The organism is Pseudomonas sp. P110(2024), from assembly GCF_057480795.1.
In genome coordinates this window covers 1-19,228 of record NZ_JBLIYT010000014.1, presented here as the reverse complement: position 1 = coordinate 19,228, position 19,228 = coordinate 1, and the positions used below count along the sequence as shown (strand labels likewise).

15 protein-coding genes, 2 tRNA genes and 1 pseudogene are annotated in these 19,228 nt (G+C 65.1%); 5 read left to right on the top strand and 13 right to left on the bottom strand.

Annotated features, from left to right (window positions below; all coding sequences use genetic code 11):
* Window positions 1-216 precede the first annotated feature (216 nt).
* The 4 genes from AC25ND_RS21155 (at window position 217) to AC25ND_RS21140 (ending at window position 3,227) form a co-directional block, all read left to right on the top strand.
* A tRNA-Leu gene (locus AC25ND_RS21155) sits at window positions 217-303 on the top strand.
* Window positions 304-390: 87 nt separating this feature from the next.
* Window positions 391-477 (top strand) — tRNA-Leu (locus AC25ND_RS21150).
* 171 nt (window positions 478-648) lie between these two features.
* The gene (locus tag AC25ND_RS21145) at window positions 649-1,662 is read left to right on the top strand and encodes an extracellular solute-binding protein (protein WP_028688253.1); all 1,014 of its coding nucleotides are present in this window, start codon (window positions 649-651) and stop codon (window positions 1,660-1,662) included.
* Window positions 1,662-3,227, top strand: coding sequence for an ABC transporter permease (locus tag AC25ND_RS21140; protein ID WP_028688254.1), 1,566 nt, complete (start codon window positions 1,662-1,664; stop codon window positions 3,225-3,227). Before AC25ND_RS21145 ends, AC25ND_RS21140 begins: the two co-directional genes overlap by 1 nt.
* A gap of 124 nt (window positions 3,228-3,351) precedes the next feature.
* Here AC25ND_RS21140 and AC25ND_RS21135 read toward each other — a convergent pair whose 3' ends face one another.
* The 13 genes and pseudogenes from AC25ND_RS21135 to AC25ND_RS21075 all read right to left on the bottom strand — a co-directional run bounded on the left by AC25ND_RS21135 (window position 3,352) and on the right by AC25ND_RS21075 (window position 17,772).
* Window positions 3,352-4,056 carry a methyl-accepting chemotaxis protein gene (locus AC25ND_RS21135; RefSeq protein ID WP_371349751.1) on the bottom strand — a complete coding sequence of 235 codons (705 nt, stop codon included), beginning with the start codon at window positions 4,054-4,056 and terminating at the stop codon, window positions 3,352-3,354.
* A 201-nt stretch (window positions 4,057-4,257) separates the two neighbouring features.
* Window positions 4,258-4,470 (bottom strand): annotated as a pseudogene (locus tag AC25ND_RS21130) (methyl-accepting chemotaxis protein); the annotation flags it as partial.
* 1,022 nt (window positions 4,471-5,492) lie between these two features.
* The gene (locus AC25ND_RS21125) at window positions 5,493-6,785 is read right to left on the bottom strand and encodes an adenylosuccinate synthase (protein ID WP_028688256.1); all 1,293 of its coding nucleotides are present in this window, start codon (window positions 6,783-6,785) and stop codon (window positions 5,493-5,495) included.
* A 55-nt stretch (window positions 6,786-6,840) separates the two neighbouring features.
* Entirely contained in the window at window positions 6,841-8,028 is a 1,188-nt protein-coding gene (locus tag AC25ND_RS21120) for an ATP phosphoribosyltransferase regulatory subunit (protein ID WP_062360852.1), read from the bottom strand.
* Between the two features lie 292 nt (window positions 8,029-8,320).
* A complete protein-coding gene (gene hflC / locus AC25ND_RS21115; RefSeq protein ID WP_186596604.1) occupies window positions 8,321-9,190 on the bottom strand; it encodes a protease modulator HflC in 870 nt (289 codons plus the stop codon).
* Window positions 9,190-10,374: an FtsH protease activity modulator HflK gene (gene hflK / locus AC25ND_RS21110; protein WP_182321821.1), complete on the bottom strand. Its 1,185-nt coding sequence runs from the start codon at window positions 10,372-10,374 to the stop codon at window positions 9,190-9,192. Before hflK ends, hflC begins: the two co-directional genes overlap by 1 nt.
* Window positions 10,375-10,470: 96 nt before the next feature.
* The gene (hflX, locus tag AC25ND_RS21105) at window positions 10,471-11,772 is read right to left on the bottom strand and encodes a ribosome rescue GTPase HflX (RefSeq protein ID WP_028688260.1); all 1,302 of its coding nucleotides are present in this window, start codon (window positions 11,770-11,772) and stop codon (window positions 10,471-10,473) included.
* An 18-nt stretch (window positions 11,773-11,790) separates the two neighbouring features.
* On the bottom strand, window positions 11,791-12,051 hold the full coding sequence (hfq, locus tag AC25ND_RS21100; RefSeq protein WP_028688261.1) for an RNA chaperone Hfq: 261 nt from the start codon (window positions 12,049-12,051) through the stop codon (window positions 11,791-11,793).
* A gap of 94 nt (window positions 12,052-12,145) precedes the next feature.
* Window positions 12,146-13,117: a tRNA (adenosine(37)-N6)-dimethylallyltransferase MiaA gene (gene miaA, locus AC25ND_RS21095; RefSeq protein ID WP_062360847.1), complete on the bottom strand. Its 972-nt coding sequence runs from the start codon at window positions 13,115-13,117 to the stop codon at window positions 12,146-12,148.
* Window position 13,118: 1 nt separating this feature from the next.
* Window positions 13,119-15,020 carry a DNA mismatch repair endonuclease MutL gene (gene mutL, locus AC25ND_RS21090; RefSeq protein ID WP_486976572.1) on the bottom strand — a complete coding sequence of 634 codons (1,902 nt, stop codon included), beginning with the start codon at window positions 15,018-15,020 and terminating at the stop codon, window positions 13,119-13,121.
* A complete protein-coding gene (locus tag AC25ND_RS21085; protein WP_028688264.1) occupies window positions 15,017-16,447 on the bottom strand; it encodes an N-acetylmuramoyl-L-alanine amidase in 1,431 nt (476 codons plus the stop codon). The genes mutL and AC25ND_RS21085 overlap by 4 nt, the downstream gene beginning before the upstream one ends.
* Window positions 16,448-16,459: 12 nt before the next feature.
* On the bottom strand, window positions 16,460-16,912 hold the full coding sequence (tsaE, locus tag AC25ND_RS21080; RefSeq protein ID WP_371349750.1) for a tRNA (adenosine(37)-N6)-threonylcarbamoyltransferase complex ATPase subunit type 1 TsaE: 453 nt from the start codon (window positions 16,910-16,912) through the stop codon (window positions 16,460-16,462).
* A gap of 8 nt (window positions 16,913-16,920) precedes the next feature.
* Window positions 16,921-17,772 (bottom strand): NAD(P)H-hydrate dehydratase, encoded by an 852-nt coding sequence (locus AC25ND_RS21075; protein ID WP_028688266.1) that lies wholly within the window; start codon window positions 17,770-17,772, stop codon window positions 16,921-16,923.
* Between the two features lie 65 nt (window positions 17,773-17,837).
* On the opposite strand from AC25ND_RS21075, the gene queG reads away from it, so the two are divergent.
* Complete coding sequence (gene queG / locus AC25ND_RS21070; protein WP_062360844.1) at window positions 17,838-18,902, top strand: tRNA epoxyqueuosine(34) reductase QueG; 1,065 nt, start codon at window positions 17,838-17,840, stop codon at window positions 18,900-18,902.
* Window positions 18,903-19,228: the final 326 nt, after the last annotated feature.

The following is a 19,228-nucleotide window of genomic DNA, read 5'->3' as shown; positions in this document are numbered from 1 at the left end:
AACCGGAAATGTCAGCCTTGGACAGCCCCGGCAGCGTGTCCGTCATGCGGCAATAGGCCTGCGGAATCAACAAGTTGAATTTTTTGAATTTTTTTTCGTTCGGGGGGTTTACAGGCATCAGGGGCGTCCGTATAGTGCGCACCACAACGACGGACAACCCCGAAGTTGTAGTAGAGATGAACGACGCTGTAAAGCATCTTGTAATCTCGAATGTGTGCCCAGGTGGCGGAATTGGTAGACGCGCTGGTTTCAGGTATCAGTGGCTTAACGGCCGTGGAAGTTCGAGTCTTCTCCTGGGCACCAAATTTTTCAAGTAACAGATGACCAAGGATCTGTTACTACTGTGTGAAAGCGAACGATAGTCGCCTTCATCAGATGATGCAAAGCTTTGCCCAGGTGGCGGAATTGGTAGACGCGCTGGTTTCAGGTATCAGTGACTTAACGGTCGTGGAAGTTCGAGTCTTCTCCTGGGCACCATACAAAAACCCACTAGCTTGCTAGTGGGTTTTTTCTTGCCTGCGATTTTGTATCGCGGGGCAAGCCCTATCCCATGGTCGACCCATGAATTTCCCGTCATGCGCCCATTTGAGAAACAATTTCGTTTACCATTGTTTCCAAATATGTAGCCGTAAGCGAGGAAGTACCCGCATGACGATCCGCCCGCAACCGCTGATGCGCACCCTGGCCGCCGCAGTTCTGAGCCTGGTGATCGGCGCTCCGGCCGCCCTGGCAGACGAACCGGTCACGTTGACGATGTACAACGGCCAGCACAAGGAAATCGGCGACGCCATCGCCAAGGCCTACGAGGCCAAGACCGGCATCCATATCAATATCCGCAAGGGCAGCAGCAACCAGCTGGCCAGCCAGATCATCGAGGAAGGCGCACGCTCGCCGGCCGACATCATCTACACCGAGGAATCCCCGCCCCTGAACAACCTGGGCGAGCTGGGCCTGCTGGCGAAGATCGACGACGCCACCGCGAACATGATGCCCAGGGAATACGTAGGCGCCAACGGCACCTGGATGGGCATCACCGCCCGCACCCGCATCGTGGTGTTCAACCCGAAGAAGATCGATGAGAAAGACCTGCCGACCACGGTCATGGACTTTGCCAACCCCGAGTGGGAAGGGCGCGTCGGCTACGTCCCCACCAGCGGCGCCTTCCAGGAACAGGCCGTGGCCATCCTGAAGATGCATGGCCGCGAGGCCACCGAAGAATGGCTGACCGGCCTGAAAGCCTTCGGCAAGACCTACACCAACAACATGGTGGCCCTCAAGGCCGTGGAAAAAGGCGAAGTCGCCGCGGTTCTGGTGAACAACTACTACTGGTATGCGCTTGAGCGCGAGCGCGGCAAGCTGGATTCCAAGCTGTACTACCTGGCCGATGGCGATGCCGGCAACCTGGTCACCATTTCCGGCGCCGCGGTAGTCAAGGCCAGCAAGCACCCCAAGGAAGCCCAGGCCCTGCTCAACTGGATGGCCAGCGAAGAAGGCCAGCGGGTGATCACCCAGACCACCGCCGAGTACCCGCTGCACAAGGGCATGGTCTCGGACCGTGGCCTGAAACCGTTCGAGGATCTGCGCCCGCCGAAGATCTCGCCGGCGGACCTTGGCAATGCCGAGGAAGCCATCGAACTCGAACGTGAGGTTGGCCTGCTCTGATGACCGCCGCCCTGCCCTCGCCCGCCTTGTCGCGCTTCGTACCGAAGCGCAAGCGACCCTCCGTCTGGGTGGTGTTGCCCGTGTTGTTCCTGGTGGCGATGAGCCTGCTGCCGTTGCTGTACGTCGGACTCAAGGCCTGGGAAGCCGGCTGGCACGAAGCCCTGCGCCTGCTCTGGCGCCCGTTTGTCTGGGGCCTGCTGCGCAACACTTTGCTGCTGATGGTCGGCGTCACCGTGCTTTGCCTGCTGGTTGGCGTGGCCCTGGCCTGGCTGCTGGAGCGTAGCGACCTGCCGGGGCGGCGCCTGTGGGGCGTGGTGCTGTGCCTGCCGTTCGCCGTGCCGTCGTTCGTCAGCAGCTTCACCTGGGTGTCACTGAGTTCTGACTTCGAGGGCCTGGGCGGGGCCATTCTGGTGATGGCACTGTCGAAATACCCGTTGGTGTTCCTGCCGGTGGCCGCCACCCTGCGCAACCTCGACACCTCGCTGGAGGAGTCGGCGCGCACCCTGGGCTGCGGGCGCTGGGGCGTGTTCCACAGGATCACCCTGCCGCTGCTGTGGCCCTCGATGCTCGGTGGCGCGCTGCTGATCGCCTTGCATATGCTGGTGGAGTTCGGCGCCCTGTCGATCCTCGGCCTGCAGACCTTCACCACGGCGATCTACCAGCAGTTCGAGCTGGAGTTCAGCAACGCCAACGCGGCCATGCTCTCGGCGGTGCTGCTGGTGCTGTGCCTGGCGATGCTCTGGCTGGAGCTGCGGGTGCGCGGCAAGGCCCGCCATGTGCGCATCGGCCAGGGCGTGGCGCGCCGCGCGCAACCGCTGCGCCTGCGTGCCTGGATGCCGCTGGGGCAGCTGTTCTGCCTGGCCCTGGCGGTATTGGGCAGCGGCATTCCGCTGGCCATGCTTGGCTACTGGCTGAGCGTCGGTTCGTCCGCGGCGTTCCCGGTTGCGGCCATCGGCAAGGCCCTGGCCACTTCGCTGTCGGTCTCCCTGGGCGGCGCCGGCTTCTGCGTGCTGCTGGCCCTGCCGATCAGTTTCCTGGTGGTGCGCTACAAAGGGCGCCTGGCGATCTGGGCCGAGCGCCTGCCATACCTGCTGCACGCCCTGCCCGGGCTGGTGATCGCCCTGACCCTGGTGTTCTTCGCCCTGCACTATGTGCCGGTGCTGTACCAGACAACGGCGCTGCTGATCCTGGCCTATGCCCTGCTGTTCCTGCCACTGGCGCAGTCGCCGGTGCGCACGGCGCTGAACAAGGCCTCACCGACGCTCGAAGAGGCCGCACGCACCCTGGGTGCGAGCAGTTTCGCGGCGTTCTGCCGGGTCACCCTGCCGATCATCTTCCCGGCGATGGCGGCGGCGTTCGCCCTGGTGTTCCTGGATGCGATGAAGGAGCTGACCGCAACCCTGCTGCTCAGCCCGACCGGCATGACCACCCTGGCCACCGAGGTGTGGGCGCACACCGCCAACGTCGAGTTCGCGGCGGCGGCGCCTTATGCGGCGTTGCTGATCGTGGTGTCGGGATTGCCGGTGTACCTGCTGACGACGCGGATGTATCTGAACAAGGCGTGACACCCACTGGGGCCGCTTTGCGGCCCAATCGCGACACAAGGCCGCTCCCACAGGCACTGCACCGAGCGCCGAACCTGTGGGAGCGGCCTTGTGTCGCGATGCGAGGGCTCAGCCCTCGCCCGAGTCAGGCCCGGAACTGCCCCAGGCTGGCGCGCAACTGCGCCGCCAGGTCATCCAGTACCTTGCTGCTGGCCGTGGTCTGCATCACCACCTCGGCCGAGCGCTCGGCCTGGGCATGAATGTTCTCCACCCGACCGCGCACGGCCTGGGCGCCATTGGCCTGCTGCTCCGCCGCGCGAGTGGCCAGGCCGATCGCCGCATGCACCTGCTCCACCGCCGCCTGCACCGACTGCTGGCGACGCTCGTTATCACGCAACACCAGCAGACCCTCGCTGGCCTGGCGTCCGGCCTGGCTGATGGTCGCCACCGCCTCCTTGGCCCCCTGCTGCAGGGCGGCAATATGCGACTGGATATCACCGGTCGAGCTCTGCGTCTTGCTCGCCAGCGCCCGCACCTCGTCGGCCACCACGGCGAAGCCGCGCCCGGTTTCCCCGGCCCGCGCCGCCTCGATGGCGGCGTTCAGCGCCAGCAAGTTGGTCTGCTCGGCGATGCCATGAATCACCGTCAGCACCACCTCGATCTGCTCGCTCTGCTTGGCAAGCCGCTCGATCACCTGGGAGCCGGTTTGCACCTCGCCGGCCAGGTTCTCGATCAACCGTGCCAGCTGGGTGGAGGCGCGGCTGTTCTCGTCGGTGGCCTGACGAATGTCCACCACCTGCTGCAACGCCGCCTGCATCGCATGGCTCTCTGCCTGGGCCTCGTCGGCCATGCTCGACAGGTCGCGCAGGCTGGCCGCCACCTCATCACGCTGTAGCGCGGCGGCGGCATCGGCCCCCGCGTTGCGCTGGGCCATGCTGTCGATCTCGACACCGGTGCGCTGCGCCACCTCGCCCGCTTCGCGGACGATGGGCTGGAGCTTGTCGACGAAGCGGTTGACCGCCGAGGCCATGTCGCCGATCTCGTCACGACTATCGAGCTTGACCCGCTTGGTCAGGTCCCCCTCGCCCGCGGCCAGGTCGTTCAGCGCGGCGATCAGCAGGCCGAGCTTGCTAAGCACCCGACGCCCGAGCACCACGGCCACCACCAACAGCACGCCCAGGCCCACCAGCACCAGGCCCAGGCCGATGCGCCAGCGCAGCTCGGCGGCCGCGTCGCGCACGGTCTGCGCGGTGTTGGCCTGCATCGCCGTGGCGCTGTTCTGCGCCGTTTCCAACCGCGCGCGCAGGGCCTTGCCGCTGTCGGCAGCGGCGGCCACCAGGCTGTCGCCGACCAGTTGTTCGCCGCTGGCGATCAGGGCGGCGAAGCGCTGGTCGAGGGCCTTGAGCTCCTGGTCGACGCCCACGGTGGAGACCCCCATCAGCACCTTGCCGATCTCGGCACCGTTGGGGTTGATCGAGGCCTCGACGTAGTACACCGACGGATCCTTGCGCGCGGCGTCCAGTACCTTGTCCAGCGCACGCTCACCCTGCCCCTTGTCCATCAACGCCTGGTTGATCGGGTTCTGTCGGTTGAGGTAGCGGGTCAGGTGCTGGCCCTGGGCGTCGTCATAGATCACGAACAGCACATTGGGGTTGCGCTGGGCACGACGGGCGAAGTCCGACAGCGTCGGCACGTCGTTGTCCCAGATCGCCCGCGGCGCGACCGAGGCCAGCAGCTCGGCCATGTCATTGGCCGAGTCCTTGAGATTCTTCTCCAGGGTGGCGCGCAGCTGCTGCTGTTCGCCCTGCAGACGCTCGGAGAGGCCGGCGCTGAGGCGCTGGCGGGTACTGGCCGACAGGCTGTCGAGCCCGGCGCGGACATCCTGTCCGGCCTGCTCCAGTTCGGCGGCCAGCTTCTGACTGTCGTTACCCAGGCGCGCGCCCAAATCGGCCTCCAGGGCGGTGACCGTGCTCCGTGTCAGTGCAACGGCGACCAGCACCTGCACCAGAAGAGCGATACCAAGCGCAACAAACACAGGCCGCAAGAGGCGGCTTCGTAACAGTGAAAGGATGGCAGACACGTTGTAACCCTCGTGTTTCTGGCGCCATTACTTTGATGGCATCTACAGAAACTTCTTACAGCAAGGGTTGTGCCTGAGGCAGCAGGTATAAACGCCAATGAGTAGAAGGGGGTAAGGCATTTGTGCAAAGCCACCCTTGCTCGTAAATGAAAACGCCGCGCTCCCTTGCGAGAGCGCGGCGTTCAAGCAGCTACCGAAGTGGCCGATCAGGCGAACGGATGACGCAGCACGATGGTCTCGTTGCGGTCCGGGCCAGTCGAGATGATGTCGATCGGCGCGCCGACCAGTTCCTCGATGCGCTTGATGTAGTTGCGCGCGGCTTGCGGCAGCTCTTCCAGGGTTTTTACGCCCAAGGTCGACTCGCTCCAGCCCGGCATCTCTTCGTACACCGGCTCCAGGCCGATGTAACTGTCGGCATCGGACGGCGCGTCGATGACGGCACCGTTCTCGTTCTTGTAGCCAACGCAGATGTTGATGGTTTCCAGGCCGTCCAGCACGTCCAGCTTGGTCAGGCAGATGCCCGAGATGCTGTTGACGTCGATGGCGCGACGCAGGATGACGGCGTCGAACCAGCCGCAACGACGGGCACGACCGGTGGTCGAGCCGAACTCGTGGCCACGCTTGGCCAGGGTGGCGCCGGTCTCATCGAACAGTTCGGTCGGGAACGGACCGGAACCGACGCGAGTGGTGTAGGCCTTGGTGATGCCCAGGATGTAGTCCAGGTACATCGGGCCAACGCCGGAACCGGTGGAGATGCCGCCGGCAGTGGTGTTGGAGCTGGTGACGTACGGGTAGGTACCGTGGTCGATGTCCAGCAGCGAACCCTGGGCGCCTTCGAACATGATGTCCTTGCCGGCGCGGCGCAGGTTGTGCAGTTCGGCGGTGACGTCGAGCATCATCGGCTTGAGCTGCTCGGCGTAGGCCATGCACTCATCCAGGGTCTGCTGGAAGTCGATGGCCGGTTCTTTGTAGTAGTTCACCAGCTGGAAGTTGTGGTAGTCCAGCAGCTCACCGAGCTTGGCGGCGAAACGCTCGCGGTGGAACAGGTCGCCCACGCGCAGGCCGCGACGGGCCACCTTGTCTTCGTAGGCTGGGCCAATGCCGCGACCGGTGGTGCCGATCTTGGCTTCGCCACGGGCCTTCTCACGGGCCTGGTCGAGGGCCACGTGGTAGGACAGGATCAGCGGGGCGGCCGGGCTGATGCGCAGGCGCTCGCGCACTGGCACGCCCTTCTCTTCCAGCTTGGTGATTTCACGCATCAGGGCGTCGGGAGCAACGACCACGCCGTTGCCGATCAGGCACTGCACGCCTTCACGCAGGATGCCCGAGGGAATCAGGTGCAGAACGGTCTTCTCACCGTTGATCACCAGGGTGTGGCCCGCGTTGTGGCCACCTTGGTAGCGCACTACGGCGGCAGCATGTTCGGTCAGCAGATCGACGATCTTGCCTTTGCCCTCATCACCCCACTGGGTGCCCAGGACGACGACATTCTTACCCATAACACTTGTCCTCATTCACGCAACTTGGTTGCCGGCCCACTGCCGGCGAAGAATCTCAATGGGTCAGCGGCAGAACCTGCCAGCGCCCGTCTTGCTGAATCAATTGCCGATCACAATCCGCTTCGAAGGCAGCACTCAACGGCTGGCCAGGCAGGGCCTGGACCACACGCTGGCCTTCGTTGCGCAACTGGCAGACTTGCTGCCAGAGGGCCGCATCGCTGCTGTCGGGCATCCAGATGCCACCAGCAGGCAATACGACCTCCGCTCGCCCCAGTGTGACCAGGGTCTTCAAATCCGTGGAGAATCCGGTGGCCGGGCGCGCCCGGCCGAAATCGGCGCCGATGTCGTCGTAGCGACCGCCCTGAGCGATCGACTGACCTTCGCCCGGCACGAACACCGCGAACACCACGCCGGTGTGATAGTGGTAGCCGCGCAGCTCGCCAAGGTCGAAGTACAGCGGCAAATCCGGGTAACGTGCCGCCAGGCGATCAGCGATCGCCAGCAGGTCGTCCAGCGCCGCCAGCACGCTGGCCGGGGCACGACCCAGGCGCACGCGGGCTTCGGCCAGCACTTCACGGCCGCCGCACAGCTCGACCAGGGCACGCAGCATGTTGCCCAGGTCCTTCGGCAGGTCGGCGGTGAGCGCCTGCACTTCGTCGACCGCCTTGCGCTGCAGGGCGTCGAACAGCTGCTGCTCCACATCACCGGACAGGTTGGCGGCACGGGCCAGGCCGCGGTAGATACCGACATGGCCAAGGTCCATGTGCACATCCGGCACATCGGTCAGCTGCAGCGTGGCGAGCATCAGGCTGATGACCTCGACATCGCTGGTAGGGCTGGCATCGCCGTACAGCTCGGCGCCCAGCTGGATCGGGCTGCGCGAGGTGGACAGGGCACGCGGTTGCGCGTGCAGCACGCTGCCGGCGTAGCACAGGCGGCTCGGGCCCTCACGGCGCAGGGTGTGGGCGTCGATGCGCGCCACCTGCGGGGTGAAGTCGGCACGGAAGCCCATCAGGCGGCCGGACTGCGGGTCGACGACCTTGAAGGTGCGCTGGTCCAGGTCCTGGCCGGCGCCGGTGAGCAGCGACTCCAGGTACTCGATATGCGGCGTGACGACCAGTTCGTAACCCCAACTCTGGAACAGGTCCAACACCTGACGCCGCGCGATCTCGATGCGCGCCGCCTCAGGTGGCAGTACTTCCTCGATGCCATCTGGCAGCAGCCAGCGGTCTACCGTTGCCATTACGCCATTTCCCCTCTGGTCCGGGCGGCCTGCCCGCAGGCGAGCCGTGAGTGAAGCAGGCATTGGCGCACAATAGCGGGCAGCACTAATCCCAGCGCAACCACCGTACCCAATACCCTCGAATTGCCTTGCGTCCTGACCAAACCGTCAACAAGCCATGGGCCGATCAACCTTGCAGACGCAAAAAAGCCGGGAATTTCCCGGCTGCCGCATCATACACCCCTTTTCATTCAGGATGCACCCCGCCTGGCATTTTAGCTGCCAGACGGGGCGCCCCGTCATGAGAGCAACCTCAGGGCTTGCTCTTGTCCAGGTAGCGGAAGAACTCGCTCTTCGGATCCAGGACCATTACGTCGCTCTTGCTGGAGAAGCTCTCGCGGTAGGCCTGCAGGCTACGGTAGAACGCGTAGAAATCGGCGTCCTGGGTGTAGGCCTTGGCATAGATGGCAGCCGCCTGGGCGTCACCATCACCACGGGTCTCTTCAGCTTCACGATACGCCTCGGCCAACAGCACGCGGCGCTGACGGTCGGCGTCGGCACGAATACCTTCGGCCAGCTCGTTACCCTTGGCGCGGTGCTCGCGGGCCTCACGCTCACGCTCGGTGCTCATGCGGTCGAACACGCTGCGGTTGACTTCCTTCGGCAGGTCGATGGCCTTGACGCGAACGTCGACCACTTCGATACCCAGTTCCTTGCTGGCCATGCGGTTCAGCGAGGCGGTGATGTCGGCCATCAGCGCATCACGTTCACCGGACACCACTTCGTGCAGGGTGCGTTTACCGAACTGGTCACGCAGGCCGCTTTCCAGACGCCGCGACAGGCGCTCGTCGGCGATCTGCTTCATGCCCGAGGTCGCGGTGTAGAAGCGCTCGGCATCCTTGACCCGCCACTTGGCGTAGGCATCGACCATCACCGCTTTCTTCTCCAGCGTCAGGAAACGCTGGGTCGGGGCGTCGAGGGTCATCAGGCGGGCGTCGAACTTGCGCACCTGGTTCACGTACGGCACCTTCACGTGCAGGCCGGGCTGGACATCAGCCTTGACCACGCGGCCGAACTGCAGCAATACCGCGCGCTCGGTCTGCGAGACGATGTAGAAGCAGTTCCAGGCGGCGATCGCCACGACCACGGCACCAATCAGGGCGAACAGCGATTTATTGCTCATCAGCGGCTCTCCCTGGAACGCAGCGGCGGTTGTTGTTGCAGGTCCTGCGCGGCGCGCGCGGCGGCGTCGTTGACCGACGGCGAAACGCTGCTGACCGGCGCCGACGCGCTGTTGCGGCTGCCTTCGACCATCTTGTCCAGTGGCAGGTAGAGCAGGTTGCTCTGCCCGTCCTTGGTGGCCACCATGACCTTGCTGGAGTTGCTGTACACCTCCTGCATGGTATCGATGTACAGACGCTGGCGAGTGACCTCCGGCGCCTTGCGGTACTCGACGACCATCTTGCTGAAGCGGTCGGCCTCACCCTTGGCGCGGGCAATGACTTCATCGCGGTAGCCATTGGCGTCCTCGATGATACGCTGCGCCTGGCCGCGTGCCTCGGGCACCACGCCATTGGCGTAGGACTCGGCCTGGTTGCGCGCACGCTGCTCGTCTTCCCGGGCGCGGATCACGTCGTCGAAGGCTTCCTGCACTTCACGCGGGGCTGCCGCGCTCTGCACGTTGACCTGGGTGACGGTGATACCGGTGCGGTAGGTGTCGAGGAAACGCTGCAGACGCTCGCGGATATCCACGGCCATCTGCTCGCGGCCTTCGGTCAGCACCTGGTCCATCGAGGTGGAACCCACCACGTGGCGCAGGGCGCTGTCGGTGGCATGCTGCAGGCTGACTTCCGGCTGGTCGACGTTGAGTACGAAGTCCTGCAGGTTGCTGATGCGGTACTGCACGGTCAGCGGCACCTCGACGATGTTCTCGTCTTCGGTGAGCATCTGGCCCTGCTTGGTGTAGGCCCGCTCGCGAGTCACGTTTTCCATGTACTTGCGGTCGATCGGCGGGAAGTAGATGTTCAGGCCGGGACCGACGGTCTCGTAGTACTTGCCGAAGCGCAGCACCACGGCCTGCTCCTGCTCGTCCACCACGTACACGGCGTTGTACATCCAGATGGCAGCCAGCACCGCCAGGCCAATGCCCAGCAGCCCATAGCCGCCACCCTTGCCGATATTGCGGTCGCCACTGCCACCGCGTTTCTTGCCACTGCCGAACATGCCGTTCAGGCTGTCCTGCAGCTTGCGGAAGGCCTCGTCGAGATCCGGTGGACCTTTCTTGTCGCCACCACCGCCACCGCCGTTACGGCGACCGCCCCAGGGATCCTGATTGTTCGAGTTGCCACCCGGCTCGTTCCAAGCCATAGCGCTCTCCATCTGATAAAGCAAAGACGCGCCCACGGCGCGCCGTCCAATGCTACAGAATGCCTGTCACCGCTGCCCGCCGACCTCGACGGGCATTTATTGCAAAGTGTGTTGCTCGACAAACACTTGCGGCTCCATGCCTTCGCGGCTGACCAGGCGATTCAACTCGACCCTGGGCAGTCGCACGCTCAGCAGGCTGCGCCCTTCTTCATCATGCTCTTCACTCTGCACGGCACCCAGGGCAAAGAATTGCGCGCGCAGGCGGGCAAACCGTTGCTCCAGGCACAGGGTTCCGACGTACAGATCGTCCCCCAGCAGCTCGGCAATCGCCTGGCCAACCAGCTCCAGGCCGCGTCCATCACGTGCCGATACCCAGACCCGCTGCGGCTTGCCATCGGCATCGCGTTGGATCTGCGGCTCGACATCTTCAAGCAGGTCGAGTTTGTTATAGACCTCGAGGATCGGCAAGCTCTCGGCCCCGATCTCGCCCAGCACCGCCAGCACCTGTTCGATCTGCTCCATGCGCTCGGGCTCATGGGCGTCGATCACGTGCAGCAGCAGGTCGGAGTTGCTCGACTCTTCGAGCGTAGCCCGAAATGCCTCGACCAGCTTGTGTGGCAGGTGGCGGATAAAGCCCACGGTGTCGGCCAGCACGATCGGCCCCAGGTCGGCCAGTTCGAGCCGGCGCAAGGTCGGGTCGAGGGTGGCGAACAGCTGGTCCGCGGCATACACCTCGGATTGCGTCAGGGCGTTGAACAGGGTCGACTTGCCGGCGTTGGTGTAGCCCACCAGCGACACCGACGGGATGTCCGCGCGCTTGCGCCCGCGACGGGCCTGCTCGCGCTGACTGCGCACCTTCTCCAGGCGTGCCTTGATCTGACGCAGGCGCACCCGCAGCAGGCGGCGGTCGGTTTCCAGCTGGGTCTCGCCCGGGCCGCGCAGGCCGATACCGCCCTTCTGCCGCTCAAGGTGGGTCCAGCCGCGCACCAGCCGCGTGCTCATGTGCTCGAGCTGGGCCAGTTCGACCTGCAGCTTGCCTTCATGAGTGCGCGCCCGCTGGGCGAAGATGTCGAGAATCAGCCCGGTGCGGTCCAGCACGCGACACTCGAAGACGCGCTCGAGGTTGCGTTCCTGGCTGGGCGTAAGGGTGTGATTGAAAATCACCAGGTCGGCTTCGGCTGATTGGACCAGGTCGCGCAATTCGTCGACCTTGCCGCTGCCGATCAGAAACTTGGCGGTGGGCTGATGCCGCGCCACTGTTACCAGCGAGACGATATCGGCGCCGGCCGACAGCGCCAGCTCCTGAAACTCCTGCGGGTCTTCGCGCGCCTCAGGGTTCTGACCTTCCAAGTGAACGAGCAGCGCTCGCTCACCACCACCGTGGCGCTCAAAGAACAATGCAGGCTCCTACTTTTTTCAAGCGTTGCCTTGCTCGCTGTCGCCGTGATCGGCATCGGACGGGCTTGGCAGGCGAACCGGACGGGCAGGTACGACAGTCGAAATGGCGTGCTTGTAGACCATCTGGCTGACAGTGTTCTTCAGCAGCACAACAAACTGGTCGAAGGATTCGATCTGGCCCTGCAGCTTGATCCCGTTGACCAGATAGATCGAAACCGGGACTTTTTCTTTTCTCAAGGTGTTCAAGTAAGGGTCTTGTAGCGAATGCCCTTTTGACATATGCCGCACTCCTGTAAGGATCAATAGTAGAAAATCAAGAAAATCGATAAATTATGACGCCCGTCCGCAAGGATAGACGGCATTTGGCAGGGACTCAGCTCAATATGGAGACGGTCCCCAGGTATTTCAAGGTGCGGGACAGATTGTCGCAGGCCAGGCTATCCAGCCAGTGCACGCCTTCCCAACCGCGCAACCAGGTGAACTGCCGCTTGGCCAGCTGGCGTGTGGCGATGATACCGCGTTCACGCATCTCATTCTCAGTCAGCTTGCCGTCGAGATGATCCCAGACCTGTCGATAGCCCACTGCCCGTATAGACGGCAGTTCCGCGTGCAAGTCACTTCTGGCTCGCAGCGTTCGGACCTCGTCGACGAAGCCCTGTTCCAGCATCTGTGAAAATCGTAACGCAATTCGCTGATGCAAAATGTGACGATCTGTAGGAGCAATCGCCAAACTCGCGACAGTATAGGGCAAATGCCCGCCCGCGCCTGCGTCTGCAGCGCTACTTTCCGCGAATTGACGCTGGCGGTGGGCGGTCATGGTCTGACCGCTGACCCGATACACTTCGAGCGCACGGATCAACCGCTGCGGGTCATTCGGATGGATGCGCCCCGCCGATTCGGGATCCACCTCGGCCAGTTGCCGGTGCAGCTCGCCCAGGCCCAGCGTGGCGGCCTGGGCCTCGAGTTCGGCGCGCACCGCCGGGTCAGCCTCCGGCATGTCGGCCAGGCCCTCGATCAGTGCCTTGTAATAGAGCATGGTGCCGCCGACCAGCAGCGGGATCTTGCCGCGCGCGGTGATCTCGGCCATGGCCTCGAGGGCATCGGTGCAGAACCGCTTGGCCGAGTAGCTTTCGGCGGGATCGAGGATGTCGATCAAGCGGTGCGGGTGGGCGGCCAGCACCTCCTTGGAGGGCTTCGCGGTGCCGATGTCCATGCCGCGATAGACCAGCGCCGAATCGACGCTGATCAGCTCGCAGGGCAGCACCTTGGTCAGCTCGATGGCAAGGTCGGTCTTGCCGGCTGCAGTCGGTCCCATGAGGAAGATCGCCGGGGGTTTCGCACTCATCTCATCGGCCCCGCAGGAACAGCTTGTCCAGGTCGTCCAGGCCCATCTGGGTCCAGGTCGGCCGGCCATGGTTGCACTGGCCGCTGCGCTCAGTGTTTTCCATGTCGCGCAGCAGCGCGTTCATCTCCGGGATGGCCAGGCGCCGGTTGGCGCGCACCGCGCCGTGGCAGGCCATGGTTCCGAGCAGTTCGTTCAGGTGCGCCTGGATCCGGTCGCTGGTGCCGTACTCCATAAGGTCGGCAAGCACATCCTGCACCAGACGGTTGGCCTCGGCCTGCTTGAGCAACGCCGGGATCTGGCGGATCGCCAGGGTTTCCGGGCCCAGGCGCTGCAGCTCGAAGCCCAGACGCTGGAACCACTGAGCGTGTTCCTCGGCACAATCCGCCTCGCGCTGGCTCAGCGCCAGCGACTCGGGCACCAGCAGCGGTTGGCCGCTCAGGCCTTCGCTGGCCATGGCCACCTTGAGACGCTCGTACATGATCCGCTCATGGGCGGCGTGCATGTCCACCAGCACCAGGCCGACAGCGTTTTCGGCGAGGATATAGATACCCTTGAGCTGTGCCAGGGCGTAGCCCAGCGGCGGAATGTCGCCCTGGCTTTCCGGCAGCGCGCTCGACGTGGCGGCGGTGTTGTCCAGCGGCGCGTAGAACTCGCGGTAGACCGCCTGGGCCTCGCCGACGTGGACCGGCTGCGCGGGGCGCGGGGTGTACTGATACTGATAGCCAGCGCCAGAACCGCCGGAGGAGAAGGCAGGGCGCGCCTCGCCCTGGGGCTGCTCGAGCACCGGCGAGGCCAGGCGCATCTCGCCCTGCGGGCCGAACTCGCCGGCCTGCAGACCACTCGGGCGAAGCATCTCGCTGGTCGCGGCAGGCGCGGCGAGCTGGTCTTCCGGGCGCACGTCGGCCAGGGCGCGGTGCAAGGTGCCATAAAGGAAGTCGTGGACCATGCGCCCTTCGCGGAAGCGCACTTCGTGCTTGGTCGGGTGCACGTTGACGTCCACTCCGGTCGGGTCGCACTCGAGGAACAGCACGAAGGTCGGGTGGCGGCCATTGAACAGCACGTCGCGATAGGCCTGGCGCACCGCGTGGGCGACCAGCTTGTCGCGCACGGCGCGGCCATTGACGAAGAAGTACTGCAGGTCGGCCTGGCTGCGCGAGAAGGTCGGCAAGCCGACCCAGCCCCACAGGCGCAGGCCATTGCGCTCGACATCGATCGGCAGCGCCTGCTCGAGGAAGCCCGGGCCGCAGATGGCGCCCACGCGCCGCGCCCGGGCCATCTCGTCGGCGGCTTCGTGCAGGCTGAAGATGGTCTTGCCGTTATGGCGCAGGTGGAAGCCGACGTCGAAGCGCGCCAGTGCCAGGCGCCGGATCACTTCCTGCAGGTGATCGAACTCGGTCTTCTCGGCCTTGAGGAACTTGCGCCGGGCCGGGGTATTGAAGAATAGGTCGCGCACTTCGACCGAGGTGCCGACCGGATGCGCGGCGGGCTGCACCCGAGGCGTCATCTCGCGCCCTTCGGTTTCCACCTGCCAGGCTTCGCTGGCGTCGACGGTGCGCGAGGTCAGGGTCAGGCGTGCCACCGAACTGATCGAGGCCAGGGCTTCTCCGCGAAAGCCGAGGCTGAGTACGCCTTCGAGGTCTTCCAGTTCGTGGATCTTGCTGGTGGCATGACGCGCCAGGGCCAGCGGCAGGTCATCCGGGGCGATGCCGCTGCCGTTGTCGCGCACCCGCAGCAGCTTCACGCCACCCTGCTCGACCTCGACCTCGATGCGCCGGGCACCGGAGTCGAGGCTGTTTTCCAGCAGTTCCTTGGCCACCGACGCGGGGCGCTCGACCACCTCGCCGGCGGCGATCTGGTTGGCCAGCCGCGGGCTGAGCAGCTGTATGCGCGAGCCGCCACTCATTGCTGGGACGCCAGGGCGGTGGTGGGGATGTCCAGGTGCTGGCCGACCTTCAGCTCGTCGGTTTTCAGGCTGTTGCTGCTGCGCAGGCTGGCAACGCTGACCTGGTAGCGCACCGCGATCATCGCCAGTGTCTCGCCGGGGCGCACGGTGTGCTCACGCGGCCCCTGGGCGATCTTGCCGCTGTCGCGCAGCCAGGCGATGTAGGTGCCCGGTGGCGGGTTCTGCTGGAAGAACTGGCGCACGCCGGTGTGGATCGAGCGCGCCAGCGCCTGCTGGTGGCTGCGGGTCGCCAGCTTGGCGGCCTCGTTGGCGTTGGAGATGAACCCGGTCTCGACCAGGATCGACGGAATGTCCGGCGATTTCAGCACCATGAACCCGGCCTGTTCCACACGCTGCTTGTGCAGCGGCGTGACCCGTCCCATGTTGCCCAGCACCTTCTGGCCAACGTTGAGGCTGGAGCTGAGGGTGGCGGTCATCGACAGGTCGAGCAGCACGCCGGCCAGCATGCGGTCCTTGTCGTCGAGGCTGACGTTGCCGGCACCGCCGATCAGGTCGGAACGGTTTTCCGTGTCGGCCAGCCAACGGGCGGTCTCGGAGGTGGCGCCACGGTCGGACAGGGCGAACACCGAGGCGCCAAACGCGGCCTTCGACGGCGCGGCGTCGGCGTGAATCGAAACGAACAGGTCGGCGCCCTTCTTGCGGGCGATCTCGGTGCGCTTGCGCAACGGGATGAAGTAGTCGCCGGTACGGGTCAGCTCGGCGCGGTAGCCCTTCTCGGCGTTGATCTGGCGCTGCAGCTCCTTGGCGATATCCAGCACGATGTCTTTCTCGTGTTGGCCGCGCGAGCCGGACGCGCCAGGGTCTTCGCCACCGTGACCGGCGTCGATGGCGACCACGATGTCACGCTTGCCGCTCGGAGCTGGCGGCAGCTTGATCGCCGGTTGCGCCGGGGTGACCGGCACCGCTGGCGTCGTGGCCGGGGGCTGCGGCGTCGGTGGCGGGGTCGGGTTGCTGGCGGCGATGGCATCGGCCTCCTGATCGTACAGGTCGACCACCAGGCGGTTGCCGTACTGGGCGTTTGGCGCCAGGGTGAAGCTCTTGGGGGAGACGGCCTTTTTCAGGTCGACCACCACCCGCAGGTCGGTGGGCGTGCGCTGGGCCGAGCGCACGCTGGTGATCGGCGTATTCGAGGTGGAGACATTCAGCGGCGCGCCCAGGGTGGCGCCGTTGATGTCGATCACCAGGCGATCGGGTGCGGTCAGGGTGAAGACGCTGTGCTGCACAGGCCCGGACAGGTCGAAGACCAGCCGCGTGTTGTCCGGAGCGCGCCACAGGCGCATGCTCTTGACTTGAGTGACGGCCAGCGCGTCAACGGTCACCGCGGTCAGCAGCAGCCCAACGACGGCGACCAGTGCGCGTATGCGCATACCTTTCCCCACTTACTGTTTGAATTCTTTGGCCAGAACGGCACACCAGGCTTCGCCGCGTGCCCCCTGCGGCGACAGGTTCAGCGAACGTCCGCCCGCTTGCGGGCTTATGGTAATGGTCAGGTCGGGCTTTGGCAAAACGCCCGCGCCTTTGTCGGGCCATTCGAACAGGCACAGCGCATCGCCCTCGAAATAGTCGCGAATGCCCATGAACTCCAGTTCCTCCGGATCGACCAGGCGATAGAGGTCGAAATGGAAGGCGCGAATGTCGCCGATTTCGTAGGGTTCGACCACGGTGAATGTCGGACTTTTCACCGGACCTTCATGACCCAGGCCACGGATCAGGCCACGGGACAGCGTGGTCTTGCCGGCGCCCAGGTCGCCTTCGAGAAAGATCACACCATGACCTTTGGTCACTTCGGCCAGCTTGGCGCCAAAGGCGACGGTGGCTGGCTCGTCGGCCAGAAACAGGGTTACACCTGACACGCTGAATGCTCCTCCAATAACGCTCTAATGACCGGGACCAGATCGCTGGCCGCCAGCCCTCTACCTTTGACACCCAGGCGCTCGCCCGCGCAGGCATGCAACCATACCCCCAAGCAGGCGGCCTGCCAGGCGTCCAGCCCCTGGGCCAACAACGCCGCCAACACGCCGGTAAGCACGTCGCCCAGCCCGGCACCGGCCATGGCCGGATGCCCTCGCCCGCACTGCGCCAACTGCCCCGCCGGATCGGCCACCAGCGTGCCCGCGCCCTTGAGCACGCAGACGCTGGCGTAACGCCGCGCCAGCTTGCGCGCGGCGCCCGGCCGGTCGGCCTGCACCGCCTCGGTGGAGATGCCCAGCAGCCGCGCAGCCTCGCCCGGGTGCGGGGTGAGGATGCTGCCGCTGGGCAACGCCAGTGGCGCAGCGGCCAGCAGGTTGAGAGCATCGGCGTCCCATACCTGCGGCAGATGCGCATGGGTCACCGCCGACAGCAGGCTGCGGCCCCAGGCCGCCTGGCCCAGCCCGGGGCCGACCACCAGCACCGTGGCCCGTGCGAGCGGGCCGAGCAACTGGTTGGCCGAGCTCACGCCCTGCCACATCACCTCCGGCAGGCGGGCCAGCCCGGCGGCGACGTGCTCGGCACGGGTCGCCACGCTGACCAGGCCGGCGCCGCAACGCAGTGCCGCCTCGCTGCTGAGCAAGACCGCGCCGCCGGTGCCCAGGTCACCGCCGATCACCAGCACATGGCCGAAATCGCCCTTGTGGGCATCGGCGGCACGGGGTGGCAGCCCGGCCAAGGTCAGGCTGCTCAGCAACAATGGGGGGTGTTTGGTCTGAGGCATGGGGTCAAAGGCTCCGATGTCTGGCAGAATTATACGCACCTGTGCCTGTAATGCCTTATCCATCCATGCCCGCCACGACCCCAGACATCGCCACACTGGCCCAATCGATCAAGGATTGGGGCCGCGAACTCGGTTTTGCCCATGTCGGCATCGCCGGCGTCGATCTTGGCGAGCACGAACAGCACCTGCAGCGCTGGCTGGCCGCTGGCTACAACGGCGAGATGGAGTACATGGGCGACCATGGCCACAAGCGCTCGCGCCCGGCCGAGCTGATCCCCGGCACGCTACGGGTGATTTCGCTGCGCATGGACTACCTGCCCGGCGACACGCAGATGGCCAAGCGCCTGGCGGAGCCGGAAAAGGCCTATATCTCGCGCTACGCCTTGGGCCGCGATTATCACAAGCTGGTGCGCAAGCGCGTGCAGCACTTCGCCGACCGCATCCAGGCGGCCATCGGTCCCTTTGGCTACCGTGCCTTCGTCGACAGCGCCCCGGTGCTGGAAAAGGCCCTGGCGCAGGAAGCCGGCCTGGGCTGGATCGGCAAGAACACCCTGCTGCTGAACCGCAAGGCTGGCAGCTATTTCTTCCTGGCCGAGCTGTTCGTCGACCTCCCGCTGCCGATCGACGGCGTGCAGGGCAGCGATCATTGCGGGCGCTGCCAGGCGTGCCTGGACATCTGCCCGACCCAGGCATTCGTCGGGGCCTACCAGCTTGATGCCCGACGCTGCATCTCCTATCTGACCATCGAATTACGCGGTGCCATTCCACTGGAACTGCGCCCACTGATCGGTAACCGGGTGTTCGGCTGCGACGATTGCCAGATCGTCTGCCCTTGGAACCGTTTCGCCAAGACCACGACCGAAGACGACTTCATGCCCCGCCGGGGGCTGGACAATATCGAGCTGGCCGAGCTGTTCCTGTGGGATGAAAAGCGTTTTCTCGGTTGCACCGAGGGCTCGCCCTTGCGGCGGGCGGGGTATGAGCGGTTTTTGCGTAACCTAGCGGTGGGACTGGGGAATGCGCCATCGACCATTCCCGTGCTGGAGGCGCTCAACGCGCGGCGGGATGATCCTTCGGAGCTGGTACGCGAGCACGTGGAGTGGGCGCTGGCTCGCCACGACGCCCTTTGACGCCTGCCGGCCTTGGCGATCAGAAGATTAACCCCTGCAGCCCACTAGCGACAGCTGCGCCAGTCCAGGCGCCGCCCGTAACTTCGCGACTTCAGGAGGCCGAACGGAGGTCTTGCGGAGGGAGGTGACGGGCATGGATGCCCGTCAAGCGCTGCGCCCCAGGATGGGGCGTACAGCGCGGTCCTCCCGGGAGCAAGGCCGGAGTGAGGGAACCCGGAGCGAAGCGGAGGGCCGGATGAATGGAGCGAGGATTTTTTGGTTCCTTTTTGATCCTTCAAAAAGGAACTCGCCGTAAGGGCGAAAAGGTGACTATGCGTCGACATCGC